Annotated in this window: 16 protein-coding genes; 7 read left to right on the top strand and 9 right to left on the bottom strand. The window is 56.7% G+C overall.

Annotated elements, in window-relative coordinates; all coding sequences use genetic code 11:
* Window positions 1-48: 48 nt before the first annotated feature.
* Complete coding sequence (locus RTE01_RS18490; protein WP_076946651.1) at window positions 49-1,194, bottom strand: trans-sulfuration enzyme family protein; 1,146 nt, start codon at window positions 1,192-1,194, stop codon at window positions 49-51.
* Window positions 1,195-1,203: 9 nt separating this feature from the next.
* A complete protein-coding gene (locus tag RTE01_RS18485; protein WP_166793791.1) occupies window positions 1,204-2,580 on the bottom strand; it encodes a pyridoxal-phosphate dependent enzyme in 1,377 nt (458 codons plus the stop codon).
* Between the two features lie 489 nt (window positions 2,581-3,069).
* Between RTE01_RS18485 and RTE01_RS18480 the strand changes: the two genes are divergently transcribed.
* From RTE01_RS18480 to RTE01_RS18470, 3 genes are read left to right on the top strand one after another with little or no spacing between them, the layout of a single operon-like run.
* A complete protein-coding gene (locus RTE01_RS18480; RefSeq protein ID WP_052474600.1) occupies window positions 3,070-3,726 on the top strand; it encodes an amino acid ABC transporter permease in 657 nt (218 codons plus the stop codon).
* Window positions 3,704-4,471 carry an amino acid ABC transporter ATP-binding protein gene (locus tag RTE01_RS18475; RefSeq protein ID WP_041147233.1) on the top strand — a complete coding sequence of 256 codons (768 nt, stop codon included), beginning with the start codon at window positions 3,704-3,706 and terminating at the stop codon, window positions 4,469-4,471. Before RTE01_RS18480 ends, RTE01_RS18475 begins: the two co-directional genes overlap by 23 nt.
* 36 nt (window positions 4,472-4,507) lie before the next feature.
* Entirely contained in the window at window positions 4,508-5,281 is a 774-nt protein-coding gene (locus tag RTE01_RS18470; RefSeq protein WP_115191882.1) for an amino acid ABC transporter substrate-binding protein, read from the top strand.
* A gap of 15 nt (window positions 5,282-5,296) precedes the next feature.
* Here the strand turns inward: RTE01_RS18470 and RTE01_RS18465 are convergent, their stop codons facing one another.
* From RTE01_RS18465 to RTE01_RS18440, 6 genes are read right to left on the bottom strand one after another with little or no spacing between them, the layout of a single operon-like run.
* Window positions 5,297-6,307 (bottom strand): fimbrial protein, encoded by a 1,011-nt coding sequence (locus RTE01_RS18465; protein WP_041147231.1) that lies wholly within the window; start codon window positions 6,305-6,307, stop codon window positions 5,297-5,299.
* Entirely contained in the window at window positions 6,307-6,825 is a 519-nt protein-coding gene (locus RTE01_RS18460) for a fimbrial protein (RefSeq protein ID WP_115191884.1), read from the bottom strand. Before RTE01_RS18460 ends, RTE01_RS18465 begins: the two co-directional genes overlap by 1 nt.
* Entirely contained in the window at window positions 6,816-9,344 is a 2,529-nt protein-coding gene (locus tag RTE01_RS18455; RefSeq protein WP_123551943.1) for a fimbria/pilus outer membrane usher protein, read from the bottom strand. The genes RTE01_RS18460 and RTE01_RS18455 overlap by 10 nt, the downstream gene beginning before the upstream one ends.
* Window positions 9,345-9,364: 20 nt before the next feature.
* A complete protein-coding gene (locus RTE01_RS18450) occupies window positions 9,365-10,045 on the bottom strand; it encodes a fimbrial biogenesis chaperone (RefSeq protein ID WP_123551944.1) in 681 nt (226 codons plus the stop codon).
* A gap of 55 nt (window positions 10,046-10,100) precedes the next feature.
* Window positions 10,101-10,685, bottom strand: a complete 585-nt coding sequence (locus RTE01_RS18445) for a fimbrial protein (RefSeq protein ID WP_041147227.1) — start codon at window positions 10,683-10,685, stop codon at window positions 10,101-10,103.
* Window positions 10,686-10,738: 53 nt separating this feature from the next.
* Complete coding sequence (locus tag RTE01_RS18440; RefSeq protein ID WP_041147749.1) at window positions 10,739-11,341, bottom strand: helix-turn-helix transcriptional regulator; 603 nt, start codon at window positions 11,339-11,341, stop codon at window positions 10,739-10,741.
* 728 nt (window positions 11,342-12,069) lie between these two features.
* On the opposite strand from RTE01_RS18440, the gene RTE01_RS18435 reads away from it, so the two are divergent.
* From RTE01_RS18435 to RTE01_RS18425, 3 genes are all read left to right on the top strand, one after another.
* Window positions 12,070-12,867 (top strand): winged helix-turn-helix domain-containing protein, encoded by a 798-nt coding sequence (locus RTE01_RS18435; protein ID WP_134527757.1) that lies wholly within the window; start codon window positions 12,070-12,072, stop codon window positions 12,865-12,867.
* Window position 12,868: 1 nt separating this feature from the next.
* Window positions 12,869-13,360: a hypothetical protein gene (locus RTE01_RS18430; RefSeq protein WP_134527754.1), complete on the top strand. Its 492-nt coding sequence runs from the start codon at window positions 12,869-12,871 to the stop codon at window positions 13,358-13,360.
* Window positions 13,361-13,638: 278 nt separating this feature from the next.
* Window positions 13,639-13,938 carry a hypothetical protein gene (locus tag RTE01_RS18425; RefSeq protein WP_134528653.1) on the top strand — a complete coding sequence of 100 codons (300 nt, stop codon included), beginning with the start codon at window positions 13,639-13,641 and terminating at the stop codon, window positions 13,936-13,938.
* 168 nt (window positions 13,939-14,106) lie between these two features.
* On the opposite strand, the gene RTE01_RS18420 is transcribed toward RTE01_RS18425, so the two are convergent.
* Window positions 14,107-14,832, bottom strand: a complete 726-nt coding sequence (locus tag RTE01_RS18420; protein ID WP_115191889.1) for a response regulator transcription factor — start codon at window positions 14,830-14,832, stop codon at window positions 14,107-14,109.
* Between the two features lie 165 nt (window positions 14,833-14,997).
* Here RTE01_RS18420 and RTE01_RS18415 point away from each other — a divergent pair.
* Window positions 14,998-15,334, top strand: a 337-nt coding sequence (locus RTE01_RS18415; RefSeq protein ID WP_174824631.1) for a hypothetical protein, incomplete at its 3' end; no start/stop codon positions are given.

The following is a 15,334-nucleotide window of genomic DNA, read 5'->3' as shown; positions in this document are numbered from 1 at the left end:
GCGGCTGATGTGCCAAAAGTTAAACCCGCCGACAGGCGGGTTTTTTGTTTATGCCCGCAGCGCCTGCTGCCAGTCGGCAATCAGATCCTGCGCGTCCTCAATGCCAACAGAGAGGCGAATGAGCTGGGGCGTAATGCCGTTTGCCAGCCGCTGTTCGAGCGGAATGGAAGCGTGGGTCATGCTAAACGGCTGGCTGACCAGGCTCTCCACGCCGCCGAGGCTCTCCGCCAGCGTAAACAGGCGCAGCCTGCCGATAACCTGCTCTGCATAGCCATCGTCGCCTTTCACCACCAGCGAAATCATCCCGCCGGGCAGCGCCATCTGCCTGCGTGCCAGCTGATGATGCGGGTGCGACGCCAGCCACGGGAACCACACTTTTTCCACCTGCGGCTGCTGCTCCAGCCACTCGGCGAGCGCCAGCGCGTTGCTGCTGTGGCGTTCCATGCGCAGCGCGAGGGTGCGAATGCCGCGCAGCGTCAAAAAGCTGCTGAAGGGGTCGAGCACGCCGCCCACCGCGTTTTGCAGATACCCCAGCCGCTCCGCCAGTTCGCGGTTGTCGCCGACCACCGCGAGGCCCGCCACCACGTCGGAATGGCCGTTGAGATATTTTGTCGCCGAGTGTACGACGATATCAAAGCCCAGCTCGAGGGGACGATGAATGGCCGGCGAGGCGAAGGTGTTATCGGTGACGCTGATCAGATTGTGCCGCCGGGCGATCGCCGCGATGGCGCTGAGGTCCGCCAGCTTGAGCAGCGGATTCGTCGGCGTTTCAACCCAAATCATTCGCGTATCCGGCCTGATGGCTGCCTCAATCGCCGCCAGGTCGTCGGGTTTGACCCAACTGACCTGCAGGCCGGCGCTGCGGCGGCGGACGTTTTCGATCAGCCGCCAGGTGCCGCCGTACACGTCGTCGACGGCCACCAGGTGGCTGTCTTTATCCAGCAGCTCAAGCACCGTGGAAATCGCCGCCAGCCCGGAAGCAAAGGCGTAGCCGCGGGAGCCGCTCTCCAGTTCGGCAATCGCCGTTTCCAGCGCGTGGCGGGTAGGGTTGCCGCTGCGCGAATATTCATAGCCGGTATGCTGCCCGGGGGCCGGCTGTGCGAAGGTGGAGGTGGCATAAATGGGCGGCATCACGGCGCCGTGCGCATCGTTAAAGGTGCCGCCGTGTACGCTTAATGTATTTAAATTTTTCATGGACGATCCTTAGTGTTCGAGTCGGTTACGCCAGGTGGTCAGCACGTCGCTGCGGGTGATCAGGCCGAGAAAACGATCGTTATCGGCGATGACGGCTACCAGGCCGCGATCGAAAATGGCTTTTAGCGCGCTTTCCGGCGCGCGTTTATCGAGGGTTTCGACGTTGCGGGTCATCGCCTCTCTGACCGGCAGAGCAAAGCGCTGGCTGTCGCCCTCGACATGGCTAATCAAATCCCACTCATCGACGATGCCAACGACGCGGCCGTTTTCCAGCACCGGCAGCTGGGAGATGTCGTACAGGCGCATGCGCGCCAGGATGGCGGCCAGCGTGTCGTCCGGCGCGGCGGTGACGGTGGCGTCTTCGTCATGACGCAGGGCGATAAAATCGGTTAAATCGCCGCGTGAGGGGCGGGTCAGCAGCCCCTGCTGGCGCATCCAGTCGTCGTTGAACATTTTCGACAGGTACTTGTTGCCGCTGTCGCAGGCGAAGGTCACCACGCGTTTGGCGGTCGTCTGCGCCTGACAGTAGCGCAGGGCGGCGTGCAGCAGCGTGCCCGTTGAAGAGCCGGCAAGAATGCCCTCGGTCTGCAGCAGCGTCCGCGCGGTGGCAAACGCCTCCCCGTCGGTGACGCGATAGGCGGTATGAACGCCGTCGAGATGGGCCAGCGGCGGGACAAAATCTTCGCCAATCCCCTCGACCAGCCACGATCCCGCCTCGCCGGAGCGGCCGGTTTCTACCCGATCGGCGAGGATCGATCCCGCCGGATCGGCAAGAATAAACTCCGTTTTCGGCGAGTGTTCGGCAAACCACGCCTGCAGCCCGCCAAGGGTTCCGCCGGAGCCGACGCCAACGACGATAGCGTCGATATCGCCGTCGAGCTGGGCGAAGATTTCTGGCGCGGTGGTGCTGATATGCGCCAGCGGATTGGCCTCGTTATTAAACTGATCGATATAGAACGCCCCCGGCGTCTCCTCCGCCAGGCGACGGGCGTAATCCTGATAGTAGGCCGGGTGGCCTTTATTCACGTCGGAGCGGGTGAGCAGCACCGTTGCCCCCAGCGCCCGCAGATGGAATATCTTCTCGCGGCTCATTTTGTCGGGGACGACGAGGATCAGGCGGTAGTTCTTTTGCGCCGCAATGAGCGCCAGGCCGAGCCCGGTATTGCCGGCGGTGGCTTCAATAATCGTGCCGCCGGGCTGCAGCTTACCGAGGCGCTCGGCCTCGTTAATCATCGACAGCGCGACGCGATCCTTAATAGAACCGCCGGGGTTTTGATTTTCCAGCTTGAGGAACAGGCTACAGGGGCCGGTTTCCAGCTTGTGCAGCTGGAGCAGGGGCGTGTGGCCGATAAGATCGCTAACAGAATGAAAGAGTGACATGACTATTTACCCATTCGTATCGAGATGACGAATGGTAGGTCTGTGAATTTGGCAAATTAAAGAATATTTAACCGTCCATAAGAGCAAAATGGAATATAAGATGCTATTTAGCCATCCGGAGGGAAAGGTTGTTAGCCGCCTGGGTGTATTGATATCTGAAAAAGAGAGTTTTTGGCGTAATTTCCAGCAATTAATACCTTTTTACGCCGACGCAAATGCGTTTTTCAGCAAAGGATGGTTAAAAAAAACATAGCCAAAAATATCAGGATAGCGTGCGCGATATACTCTGCCGATGCATAGCTGTTGGCCGAAAACAAATAACAAAGCCGGCTATTCAATACCGTTTTTGATAGATACGTCTGGGCTCGGACGCATGATAACCTTTTATTCAATTAGAGTGATTTGCGATTACGTCCGGGCTTATTAATGAGGCGCCGGAAGAAAAGGTGAGATGTGCCTGAATTTATATCACTAGCGATAAGTTCATTCTGGCCGATGCTGTATGCCGGGCTGGTTTTTACTATCCCCATTACGTTAATTTCGTTTGCCCTCGGCCTCGGGCTGGGGTTTATCGTGGCGCTTATCAGGCTGTACGGGCCGCGACCGCTGCGGCTGCTGGTGCGTTTCTACGTCTGGGTTATCCGCGGCACGCCGCTGCTGGTGCAGCTGTTTCTGATTTTTTACGCGCTGCCGGGCGTCGGCATTACCCTCGACGCTTTTCCCGCGGCGGTGATCGGCTTTACGCTGAACGTCGGGGCCTTCACTTCCGAGGTTATCCGGGCGACGCTGCTCTCCGTGGCTAAGGGGCAGTGGGAGGCCGCGCACTCGATCGGCATGAACTGGTGGCAGTCTCTGCGCCATATTATTTTGCCGCAGGCCGCACGGGTGGCCGTGCCGCCGTTATCGAATACCTTTATTTCGCTGGTGAAAGATACCTCGCTGGCGTCGGTTATTACCGTACCGGAGCTATTTTTAGCAGCTCAGAGAATTGCCGCCGTGACCTATCAACCCTTAATACTCTATACCGAAGCCGCCCTAATCTATTTATTAATCAGCTCGGTGCTGTCGTATCTGCAATCGAGGCTCGAGGCCCGGTTAGAAAAAAACACCTCAGGCAAGGAACATAATAATGATAACCCTGTCCGGGCTTGAGAAAAGTTTTGCCGGGCAACAGGTCCTGCAGGATATTTCTTTGAATATTGCTGAAGGGAGCGTTACCGCGCTTATTGGGCCATCGGGAAGCGGCAAAAGCACGCTATTACGCTGTATTAACCTGCTTGAGCTGCCGCAGGCCGGGAAATTAACCATTGGTCAGGAGAATATTACCTTCTCGGCGGATGCTGCGCCGAAGAGAAAGGATATCCGCCGTATGTGCCAGCAGACCGGAATGGTTTTCCAGAGTTTTCAGCTGTTCCCCCACCTGTCGGTACTCGAAAACATTATGACGGGGCTGATTGTGGTGCAGAAATGGCCCGTCGAACGGGCGAGGGCCCGCGCCGAAGCGCTGCTGGCGAAAGTGGGGCTGCTGCATAAGCGTCATGCCTGGCCGGCGATGCTGTCCGGCGGCCAGCAGCAGCGGGTGGCGATTGCCCGGGCGCTGGCGCCTTCACCCAAGGTTCTGCTCTGCGATGAGCCAACTTCGGCGCTGGATCCCGAGCTGTCGCTGGAGGTGATTGCGGTTTTGCGTCAGCTGGCACAGGAGGGGACCACCATGCTGATGGCCACGCACGATCTGCGCCTGGCCGCCAGCATCGCCAGCCAGGTGGTGTTTCTTGAGTCCGGGCAGATTATTGAGAGCGGCAGCTCGCGGGATATTTTTACCCGCGCGAAGAAAACCCGGACCCAGCTTTTTATTTCCACCTTAACCGAAACGTTTCCCGATTCCTGGGAAATTTAAAACAACAACACGGCATAGCAGATTAAGGAGTTAATGATGAAAGTATTGATGACGGCACTACTGGCTACCGCTATTCAGCTGGGCGTGGCGCATGCGGCGGCCGCGCAGGACGACCTCGCAAAGATTAAAACGGCCGGCGTGTTTAAGGTCGGCACCGAAGGGACCTTCCCCCCGTTTACCTACCACAATAGCGCGGGGAAGCTGGTGGGTTTTGACGTTGATATCGCGCGTGAAATTGCCAAACGGATTGGCGTAAAGGCCGAGTTCGTTGAAGGTAAGTGGGATGGCCTGGTGGCCGGCCTGGACGCTAAGCGCTACGACGCGGTGATAAACCAGGTGTCCATCACGCCCGAGAGGGAGGCGAAGTATGATTTCTCCGATCCCTACATTTCCCCGAAAGCCGTACTGATCGTCAATGATAAAAACACCGATATTCATACCTTTGCCGATCTAAAAGGCAAGAAATCGGCGCATACCCTGACCAGTAACTACGCGCAGATTGCCCGTGAAAATGGCGCGGAAGTCGTGGGCACCGACGGTTTTGACCAGTCCATTGCGCTGGTGTCGCAGGGACGGGCGGATGCGACCATCAACAGCAACCTCTCATTCCTCGATTTCAAAAAACATAAACCCGACGCCCCGGTAAAAATTGTGGCCGAACGGGCCGATACCGAACAGGAGGCGGTATTGATCCGTAAGGGGAATCCGGATCTGCGTCAGGCGATCAATACGGCGCTGGCGGGCATTAAATCCGACGGCACCTGGCAGCGGATCTCCAACGAGTATTTCGCCGCCGACGTGTCGAAATAAGAGGATGCGGCGGCGTTACTGATAGGAAAAGGTAATGCTCGCGAGGGCGTTGGCGCTGCCCGGCACCAGCTCACCGGTGCGGACGTACTGCGCCTGGAACGGCAGCGACAGGATTTGGGTCGCCGTGGTGGTCTGGATAAAGAACTGGTTTGCGGTGCCCGCTGCGGAGCTGTCCGGCCCCATCATCAGCGGGCCGCTGCCGTTATAAAAGAACTGTACACCGATGCCGGAGGCGGTGGAGTCGCTGGTCAGGGTTACCACGGAGGAGTCGTTCGTTGGCGTGGTTTGATCGGTCATTACCGCATACAGCGCTACCTGCTCGTCGCAGGTCAGGCTGACGTTAAACGAGCCCGACGGGGAGGTGCTGCCGACGGTGGGCAGCGTACGCATATCCGGCGCGCCGAGATCGATGCTGGCGCTTTTGGTGCTCACCGTACAGCCGCTGGCCGTCACCGTGACGGTCGTCGGGTTGATGATCACCCGTGCCGTTTTGGTCTCGTTATTATAGGCGGTCAGGATCGCGGCGCTGATGGCAGGGAGGTGGTATACGCCCGACTTCAGCGCGTTATCCGTTTTAACGTACGTCAATTTTGCCGACCAGCCTAAATCAAAAGCCATGCCGTTGGTGCCATCGGCGGGGTAGCTTTGGGTCACGCCGGTTTGCAGCGGCACGTAGGTTGTGCCGTTAAAATCCTTCAGGCCGAGGATATAGCCGATGCCGGGGATGCCGGTTTCAAAAACGCTATAGTTTACGCCATCAACGTTGACGGATACTCCTGCCGACACGGCGCTGCTGCCGGGTTCGAGGGTTCCTTTGGTGCAGACGAATATGTATCCGCACCAGAACACCTGCTGCACGCTGGCCGTGGCGCTCCACGCTGAGCCGATAATATTTCCCGGCATAACGGAGTCCGCGGGGCCGGTGTAGGTCATCGCCTGGGGTGAGAGCGTAATGTCGGATATCCAGTCGAGGGCCAAAACCTTCGCGCTGACGCACAGCCAGCAGGCAAGCAGTAAGAAACGCATTATTGATACTCCGTAGTCCAGGTGGCGATGGCGGAAACGTCTCCGGCGCTGACGGCGGCGCCGTTGGCCGCCAGCCGGGCATAAAATGTCATCTGCACGCGTTCATCTCCCGAGGTGCCGTAGGCCGTCGTTTGGGCCTCCAGCGGAATCAGCTCCCCGTCTTTATCGAGGATTTGCACCGCCACGCCGCTCGCTCCGCCGTCGTCCGTCTTAATCAGCTGCGGGTTGCGTTCATCCGGCGTGCCGCTAAAGCGGATCTTCACGCCGACAAAGGTTGGGCCGCACTCTTCCAGCGTTAGGGTGAAGGCCTGTTTGATATTGCTGACCGCCCCCGGCGCGTGAAACTGCTTTATGCCGATGGCGCCCAGCGGGACGGTTTGCTCTACTGAATCGGCGGCAACCACGCAGGTATTGCCGATCAGGTTGCCGGTAACGGAAACCAGCACGTCATAGCCGAGGGCCGGGGTGACGAGGGCCGTAAGCAGGGCGATGCCGGATAGGCGGACGGCTACTGACATTGCGCCTCCTGTGAATAAAGGCCCGTGCGGGCGCTGTAATCCTGCGGATTGAGGCGATATTTAATGACGCACTTTTTGTCGCTGCCCTGTCCCCAGACGGCGCTGAGTGTGCCTTCCGCCGGCAGGCCGGCGAGATAAAGGCTGCCACCGTCCCCCACGATGCCGCTGGCCTGCTCATCGGCGAGCGTGACCACGGTGCCAAACGGCAGCGCCTCGTTACGGTAGCCGATAGTGAACAGGGCCTTCGCGCCGCGGCGGGTGACGATGGTTGCGCGCACCAGCGCGCCATCGGTCGGCGTTTTACTGACGATAGCGTTCTCCAGCTCAACGTCGTTTCCGGCGGTAGTGACGTCCAGCGCGACCTGGTTGACGCGATACGGCGTGGCGTACGGAATGACGGCATAGCCGCGGCTATCGGTTTTGATGCCTTTGTGATTAAGCACCGCCACGCTACCGGCCCCCGGCGCCTTGACCAGGATGTTGGTGTTCCCCAGCGGCTGGCTGAGGGTCAGCCCATCTTCATGCAGCACCGCGCCGCCGCTCATGCCGTAGCTGAGGTTGCGGGAGTCGCTTGAGTAGCTGTAGCCGAGGCTGTAATCGCCCCGCTGGCCCGCATACTGCAGCGCGGCATCGCCGCCGTACCGCTGCTGCGCGCCGTAGCGCTGATTGACGCTATAGAACAGGCTCTCCTGTCCGGGGACGTAGCCGCTGACGCCCGCGCTGCCGGTGGCGCCCGTTGAGTCCGCTCGGGTGGTGGTAAAACGCGCCCGGGTAGCCTGCTGCGGGTTGCCGAACGGCACGGAAAGCGACATCGCCACGATGTTATCTTTATGGCTATCGTACAGGCTGGTGCTGCGCTGAACGCTCACGCCGACGGAGACGTTGCGCACCATCGCGTTCCACGCAAACTGCATGCTCTGCGTTCTGTTGGCGGTGCGCCAGTAGGTTTGCCGATCCCACGACAGCGAAAGCGAGCCAAATCTGCCCATTGGCTGCGACAGCAGCAGCTGATTTTTGGCCTTGCGCGACATATGCAGGTTATACAGGTTTTCATAGCTGGTGGTGACGGCGCCGTCTGCCCCGGTGACCTGCTTTGCCGTGCCGCCCGTCATCCCCTTATAGGCGGTATCGCTGAGGGTATAGAACCCCTGCGTCGAGTAGCGCAGGGAGTAGAAGTTAAAGCGCGTGCCGATATCGTTCAGCCGCTTGCTGTATCGCAGGCGCACGGAGTCCCCGGAGTAGGGCCGATCGTCGGCCAGCACGCTGCGCGCGTGGGTCACATCGACGGAGTAGGCGCCAAAGCGCCCGAGATTTTGTCCTACGCCCAGCGCGAGCCCGCTGTAGCGCTCTGCAAGCTGCGCGCCGCCGTAAAAGGTGAGGCCGTATTCCCAGCCGAAAAACAGCTCTCCCTGGGCAAACGTCGGGGTGTTCTGGCCGCCGACGGCGCGAAGCTTACCGGCGCCGAGGGCGTATTTTATCTGCCCGCTGCGCACCAGGTTCGGCACGCTGGCAAACGGCACGGTATATTGCGTTTTGCTGCCGTCGCTCTCCTCAATCGTCACCTGCAAATCGCCGCCGGAGGAGGTGGGATAAAGGTCTTTCAGCATGAACTCACCGGCGGGGACGCTGGTTTGATAAATGGTGTTGCCGTTCTGCTGGACGGTAACGGTCGCGCTGCTGCGGGCGATGCCGCGAACCTCCGGCGCATAGCCGTTCAGGCTGGCAGGCAGCATATTATCATCGGTTTTCAGCGCGAGGCCGCGCAGGCCAACGGAGTCAAAAACCTGAGCGGAGGTGTAGGTTTCCCCTGCGTACGCCTGCGCGCCCAGGGCGGGGATATCCCGCTGCAGCCAGGTCTGGACGTGGTTAAGCGTATTCGCATCTTTGGTCCAGGTCGTGTAATCGCGCAGGCGCCAGGCGCCCAGGTTCACGCCGCTGTTCAGGCTAACGAATAGCTGCCGGGCGCGGGTGCGCTTGTCGCCCCGGTACTCATTGTTGGCGCCGTTAACGACATAGTTCAGCCACGCGGCAGGGATCCCGGCCTCCCAGCTCTCAGGGCTGACGTAGCCACGCGGAAGATTCCGCATATAGCTCTGCGGCAGGCTGAGATTGAGCGTCAGCGTCTTCTGGTCGAAGTCGAAGCTGGCGCCGGGGAACGCGTGATTCAAAAAATAGCATTGCCGGGTCAGCGGCAGCAGCTCTTTCGCGGCCAGGCGGCTATCAATGCCCATGGCGGCAATCTGCTGCGGCGTGACGCAGGGCTGGGCGTCCTCCTGGGCCGCATCTTTATCAACGCTGAATTCGACGTTTCCGGTGAAGGCGTAATTTTTATTGATATAAACGTTAATGTTGTATTCGCCCGGCGGTAAGGCGCTCCCGGCATTGACCCATGAGAGGTCGGCAATATTTCCACTTTCGCCGTTGAGGAACGCAGGGTTAAATTGCAAATCGTTCTCTGCGGCAGAGACATACCGAACGGCATGGCAGATCATCAGGGCACAGACGATTTTTGCTTTCACGCACTCGCACCTTTCTTCTTTTATTTCCGGTTCAACGACAGGCTGACGGCAGGGGTCCATGCGCCGTAATCATTGATGGTCTGATAGCTAAAAGTGCTTGCCTGACTGAACGATCCGCCCAGGGTGACGCTTGCTTTTGGCGGGACCATCGCCGGCTGTACCGGCTTGCCATCGACTTTTAAATTGATGGTGGTGAGGTAATAGGGCGTTGGGTTATTGAGCGTAATTTTGCCCGCACGGTAGTCAGCGGTTATTTTTTTCCAGCCCTCGCTGGCGCCGCTTTGCAGCCCCTCCGGGCGGTAAAAAACTTTAATGCGGTTGGCTGAGGCAAACTGCAGCGAATTGCTGGCGGCGCTTTTGGGCTGCTGTGGAATGGCTTTGACCGTAATCCAGTACAGCGTTTCCCGGTCCTGCGGCAGGGATTTACCGCTAAACATAATTTTCACTACGCTTTCGGTGGCCGGTTTTAAAACATACAGCGGCGGCGTAATGACGAAATCGTTGGAGCGCCGATTGTTCTCATCCTCGACCCATGACTGAATGAGGAATGAGGCGTCGGGATGCGTATTTCTGACCTGCAGCATCGACTGGTTGGCGCTGCCGAGGTAGACCATTCGCGTTGCGCCCAGCCCCACGCCGCCGGCGCAGGCTACGGATGACCACAGCGAGCCGAGCAGACAAATCCATGTAAACGAGCGCATAGCGTCTCTCTCCTGAAGGTTGGGCCTGGCCCGGCAACGCGGCCGGGCCAGAGGATTACGAATAGGTGACGGTGTAGGTGGCGACAGCGCTGGCATCGCCAGCCGTGGCGTTGCCCTGCGGGGAGTAGTATTTAGCGCTGAAGTTCAGGGTGTTCGAGCCGCTGCGCAGCTCGACGGGGGCAGCGGACTCGCCCAGTCTTACGACGTTGCCCTGTTCGTCATACAGGCGAATTGCGACGTTTTGCGCCGAGGCGCTGCTGCCGTTTGAGCCGACGGCCAGGCCATCGGCATCGGTGCTATCCGGGGTGCCGGTGAAGGTGACGGCAACCGTTGTCGCCGGGATCGGATCTTCTTCGGTGCCGGCGGAGGTATCGGCGATTTCGCAATCTTCAAGGGTGATGGTGAAGGCTTTTGCCGTGTTGGCTTCGCTGCCTGCCGCGGCCAGCGTGGCGGTACGAACTTCACCCAGGTCGACGTCAATATTGCTGCTGTTGGCGCTGATGGCGCAGGCCGAGGTTACGACGCTACCGCTGAAGTTTACCGTGCCGCCGCTGGCGGTGGCGGCCAGAGAGGAGCCCGCAGGCAGCAGCGCCGCAATGCCCAGCGCCAGCAGAGTTTTGTTGTTTAAGTAAGCTTTCATTTTTCTGATTCCATAGTTTTATTATGACGAGATTGGCCCTGAAGGCAGCAGTTCTAGCTGGTTAAAAACACCAGTAAATCTGTTTTATTCCTGAGCCCGAGTTTTCTTATTGCTGAGCTTTTTAACGCGCTGACACGGCGGTATGAAAGCTTCTCTATTTCTGCGATATAACGTATATCCAGTCCATTTCTCAGTTTCTTCAATACCCTCCATTCCCCTGGTGTTAGCGAAAGTGCCATTGATTTCTTTTTCGGCTGAGCGCGGTTTTCCGCTATTTTTAATAAACAGTTTCGCCAGCGATAAAGCGGGTCCTGTAGTGAAACATAGGCATCAATATCGCCGTGGACCCACAGTGATGAATTCACCGCTGCGGAATACATGTATATAAGCACCTGCGGGTAGCTGGCTTTAATCGTTTTTATATACGCCAGACAATCCATGCCGGTATGGTGTTTCTCTAGCCCGGAGATAAAAATAACGTCAATTGGGGTCATTGCTAAAAGATCGTCAAGGTGCTGGTAATCATTTATCGATGTTGTGATTTGAATATCAGCATACATTCCTTGCAATAAGGCGGTGATGCCGCCGCGTGCGAAGCGATCTCCGCCGATTAACGCAACATTTAAATGTTGCTGTAGTTCAAGCTTATTCGCCATGTTATTCCCTCGATTTATAATAGTAAGGAGGTCAGCCTGTATGCGTATGACAGGTATCAACCTGTATTCCTGTATTTTCGAAGCAATTAAGCCTTTCACTTTGTAGAACTACTATACCTCGGGAGATGAGAAGGTAATCTCAATTAATCTTAAGTTATATTAATTGCAGAACGCGCGGCCGTCCGGTGAGGCCGTTCGCCAATCGATATTGGCTTAACTGTGGACGAACTGTCCTCAATTCCCGGAGGTGGCCGGTTTTTTGTACTGCTTATTATCGCTTTTTTTCAAGGCTTCAGGCGCGTGTTGAGCCATGTGATGTCTTCTGTTTTTCTTTTTACATCAGCCTGTTGTTGGCATTTTTTCTACGCCAGATAAGGCGCAGGAGCGAACGGTCAGGGCGTGAGGAGAGACCTGCGGGCAGGTATTTGTTCGCCGGTTGAGTGAAGATAAGAAGGACTTAAGAAAAGATAAGATAAGGACGTTCGCACCCGTCGGGCGGCGGCTGAGAAAGGGATGAATAGCGGGGTTAGCGTTTATTGTACTTCAGTTAACCTGCAGAGCAATGACAGGAAAATAAGATGTTTCGCCAGCGGTTGTGATATACAGCACTAAATTTATCGGCCATATTACCCCCTCAGAAAGGAGATGGATCCCTCTCTTCTCATCCATATGGTGATAAGACCTGGGCACTTCCGACATGCTTTCACCGGAGACTTTTCGCCGATTGTATGCACAAGCATTATATTATCAATGAAATAGTTGAGTTTCATCCCGTGGACGGCACGCTGCGCGATCTCAGCAATCCGGATCGCGTGGTGGTACTGAATTCACCGGCGGGGCGCTGCTTATTATTATTAATAGAGCGGGCCGGCACTATTGTGACTCAGCAGGAGTGTATGGATATCGTCTGGCAAAGGCGAGGGATGCTGGTTTCGCCTAATACCTATTACCAGAATATTTCTGTTTTACGCAAAGGGTTGAGAAAAATAGGCTTCCAGAACGATCCGATCGTTACAATTCCGCGTATTGGATTAACGCTGGCCAGCGAAACGACGATAACGATTAAAGAGGTTCCGCGGCAAGCGTCAGAGGACCATGAATATGATACTGCGCGTTCGGATGAAGCGAGCGTTTCGCAGGCTGAACCTACCGCGCAGCCTACAATAGCGGTTTATTCACCGCGGCGTATGCGCTGGTGGATGAAAGCGTTATTGGTGATTTTGTTATTCAGCGGTGCAGGCGTGATTAATCACAGCTTTTCCCGGAGCAATCTTTTTATTGATGATTATTACTTTGCGAGCACGGTGGGAGCGTGTCGGGTTTATTTGGCAAATAGCATCCAGGCGCAGGATGAGCGGGCGATGGCGCTGGCCTACGTTGGGCAATTTAAAGATGGCTGCGTTAACTATCCGTGGGTGTATATCGGCAGATACGCGCGGCTGCCTCGCGCCTCCGTCATTCGGTGCGATCGGTCGATGAAGGAGCCAAACCGCTGCATTTCTGACTATTTTATTGAGGATCGCTAGCATGGCCCATCATCGTCAGGTGCTTTACCTGTCCTGTTTTTGCCTGCTGCTCGGCAGCGTGCTGGCGGGGTATTTTTTGTGGCGCCGCTATTATGTTGCGCCGTTTTCCTGTCGGGTGAGTTTTGTCCAGCATCATCAGGATACGACCCTCGTTCTGTGGATGAACTACATCCTGGACGGGAAGAGCGGTACGCTCAGCATCAACGGCCACGTGCAGGGGGAGTCTGGCAGAATCATTAACCGCAAAATATCGTTTATGGTGACGCGCAGGGGCAGCGCTTACTACCTGATATCAGAGCACAATATTAAATTTCCGGACGATAGCGTGCCGGATAGCTGGCTGGAAAAATATGAGCCCCTGTTTTTCGTCTATCCGGCAAAAAACATCTATATGCACATTCATGAACTGCAGAACGGTAGCTATCTCTTTATTTTGGGCACGCTGCCGACCTATGTGTGCAGTAGCGCCACGAGCCCGGCCGCGCAGCGATAAGCAGCCAACCACAGGCCGGGCCTCTGTTTAGCGCGCCAGCGCGTGTCCACGAACTCATCGTGGGACACGCGCTGTTATCCAAATTGCCGCGTTATCGCCGGTCCGATAGCGGCGCCGTTTGGAACTAACGACTGAAAAAGAGATGCTCAGCAGAGGGGACGAAAGGCAGTACGGCGAAATCATCCGACCTCAGCGGCCGTTGAAATAAAAGATGAGCTATATTGTTGGCACGCTCTTTACGCCACCGATACGTGCCCCCTTATATCGGAGATATCGTTATGAAACTCTTACAACTCATCGCCCTGGCTCCTCTATTACTGCTGCCGGCAGGCGCATTCGCCTCCTCAGAGGCGGCGTGGAAAGAATTTGATAAGGCCATCCAGCGCGCCTGCCTGGCGCAGAGCGACCTGCCGCATAAAAAGGTGGCCGGGCAGCGGATCGATTTTAGTGATGACGTCGGCTACTCGGCGCTTATTATTTCCGGTAAAAGAGTCGATAAAGGCAAGGTGCAAACGGTGAAATCTCTCTGTCTGTATAACCGGCAAAAACAAACTGCCGCTCTTGCGGATATACCATGAATTGACGCTCCCTCCTGAGGGAGATCCTCTCCGGCGGCATTCAGGTCGACGCTCTGCCGGTTTCGACCTCTGCGGCCGGCGAACGCCAGTTCGCCCTCCGGGGCGAGATCTGTGTCGGCTGAGAATCGGTGGGCGTCGGGAGAAGTGATATTTTTTATCGCCGGATTCTTACGCTGCGCTTTCGACTGCGGGACAAAATTTATACCCTCTTCCCCAGACGGTTAGCAGGCGCTCCGGCTCCGCCGGGTTACGTTCAATCTTGATCCGCAGGCGGTTAATGTGCGTATTGACCGTATGCTCATAGCCTTCATGCTGATAGCCCCAGACCTGATTGAGCAGGCTCATGCGCGAGAAGACTTTTCCGGGGTTTTTGGCGAAAAAATAGAGCAGATCGAATTCACGCGGCGTAAGTTCCACCGGTTTGCGGTCCAGATGGACTTCACGCGCGATCGGATCGATAACCAGGCCGGCAAAGCGCAACATTCCTGCATCCATTCTGGTGGCGCAGATCATCGCTTCCTGACGGCGAAACAGGGCTTTGATGCGGGCGACCAGCTCCAGCATCGAAAACGGTTTTGCCAGATAGTCATCGGCCCCCAGTTCCAGGCCGAGCACGCGGTGTATTTCGCTGGCGCGGGCGCTGATAATAATGACTGGCGTATAGTGGGCCATATTACGCGCCCGACGGCAGATCTCCAGGCCATCGATACCGGGGAGCATCAGGTCGAGGATCAGCGCATCCCAGCCGCCATTTTCCAGCAGGGCGACGCCCTTATTGCCGTCGTCGGCATGGGTAACGTCATAGCCCTCATCACGTAGGTGAAGAGCGAGAAGGTCGGCAATATCGGCATCATCTTCGACGATCAGGACTTTTTTTGCGCTTACGCCTGTCATATTTAACTCCCGTTTTCTCGTCTACTCCTGCAGCTTACACAACTCCCTCTGCTGGGATTGAACTATCACATTTTATTTAAACTTACGTGAGGCTTTGGGGAACAGATGGGGCGGATAGTCGGTGATGGTATCGCGGGTATATCGACAATAACTGAGGAAAACAGGATGAAAAAATTAGCTATTCTCGCACTGTCAGCCGTCTGGGCTATGGGTTCCGTGGCGGTGAGCTATGCGGCAGATTCAACGAGCGAAACGTCATCGACCACCATGATGAAAGCAGACAAGAAGTCCGGCGCGATGATGGAGACCGATAATCATTCCGCAACCATGATGAAAGCGGATAAACATCCAGGCACCATGATGAAGAAGGAGAAAAAACCTGCCGCCGGGATGGCAATGAAAAAAAGGAAGAGGTTAAAAATCCGATGTAACCGGCAGCGAGCAGCCGAACGCAGTTCGATGAAGAGTCCGGCTGCAGAAAAGCAAAAACCCGCCTTTGGGC

Source organism: Klebsiella terrigena, assembly GCF_006539725.1.
Classification (GTDB): domain Bacteria; phylum Pseudomonadota; class Gammaproteobacteria; order Enterobacterales; family Enterobacteriaceae; genus Klebsiella; species Klebsiella terrigena.
Note: the sequence above shows the minus strand (reverse complement) of the source record. Positions and strands in the feature narration are given on the sequence as shown.

Coding starts and splice junctions, on each gene's coding strand:
- RTE01_RS18490 (WP_076946651.1), bottom strand. CDS start 1,194: ATGAAAAATTTAAATACATTAAGCGTACACGGCGGCACCTTTAACGAT.
- RTE01_RS18480 (WP_052474600.1), top strand. CDS start 3,070: ATGCTGTATGCCGGGCTGGTTTTTACTATCCCCATTACGTTAATTTCG.
- RTE01_RS18475 (WP_041147233.1), top strand. CDS start 3,704: ATGATAACCCTGTCCGGGCTTGAGAAAAGTTTTGCCGGGCAACAGGTC.
- RTE01_RS18470 (WP_115191882.1), top strand. CDS start 4,508: ATGAAAGTATTGATGACGGCACTACTGGCTACCGCTATTCAGCTGGGC.
- RTE01_RS18465 (WP_041147231.1), bottom strand. CDS start 6,307: ATGCGTTTCTTACTGCTTGCCTGCTGGCTGTGCGTCAGCGCGAAGGTT.
- RTE01_RS18460 (WP_115191884.1), bottom strand. CDS start 6,825: ATGTCAGTAGCCGTCCGCCTATCCGGCATCGCCCTGCTTACGGCCCTC.
- RTE01_RS18450 (WP_123551944.1), bottom strand. CDS start 10,045: ATGCGCTCGTTTACATGGATTTGTCTGCTCGGCTCGCTGTGGTCATCC.
- RTE01_RS18445 (WP_041147227.1), bottom strand. CDS start 10,685: ATGAAAGCTTACTTAAACAACAAAACTCTGCTGGCGCTGGGCATTGCG.
- RTE01_RS18440 (WP_041147749.1), bottom strand. CDS start 11,341: ATGGCGAATAAGCTTGAACTACAGCAACATTTAAATGTTGCGTTAATC.
- RTE01_RS18435 (WP_134527757.1), top strand. CDS start 12,070: ATGCACAAGCATTATATTATCAATGAAATAGTTGAGTTTCATCCCGTG.
- RTE01_RS18430 (WP_134527754.1), top strand. CDS start 12,869: ATGGCCCATCATCGTCAGGTGCTTTACCTGTCCTGTTTTTGCCTGCTG.
- RTE01_RS18425 (WP_134528653.1), top strand. CDS start 13,639: ATGAAACTCTTACAACTCATCGCCCTGGCTCCTCTATTACTGCTGCCG.
- RTE01_RS18420 (WP_115191889.1), bottom strand. CDS start 14,832: ATGACAGGCGTAAGCGCAAAAAAAGTCCTGATCGTCGAAGATGATGCC.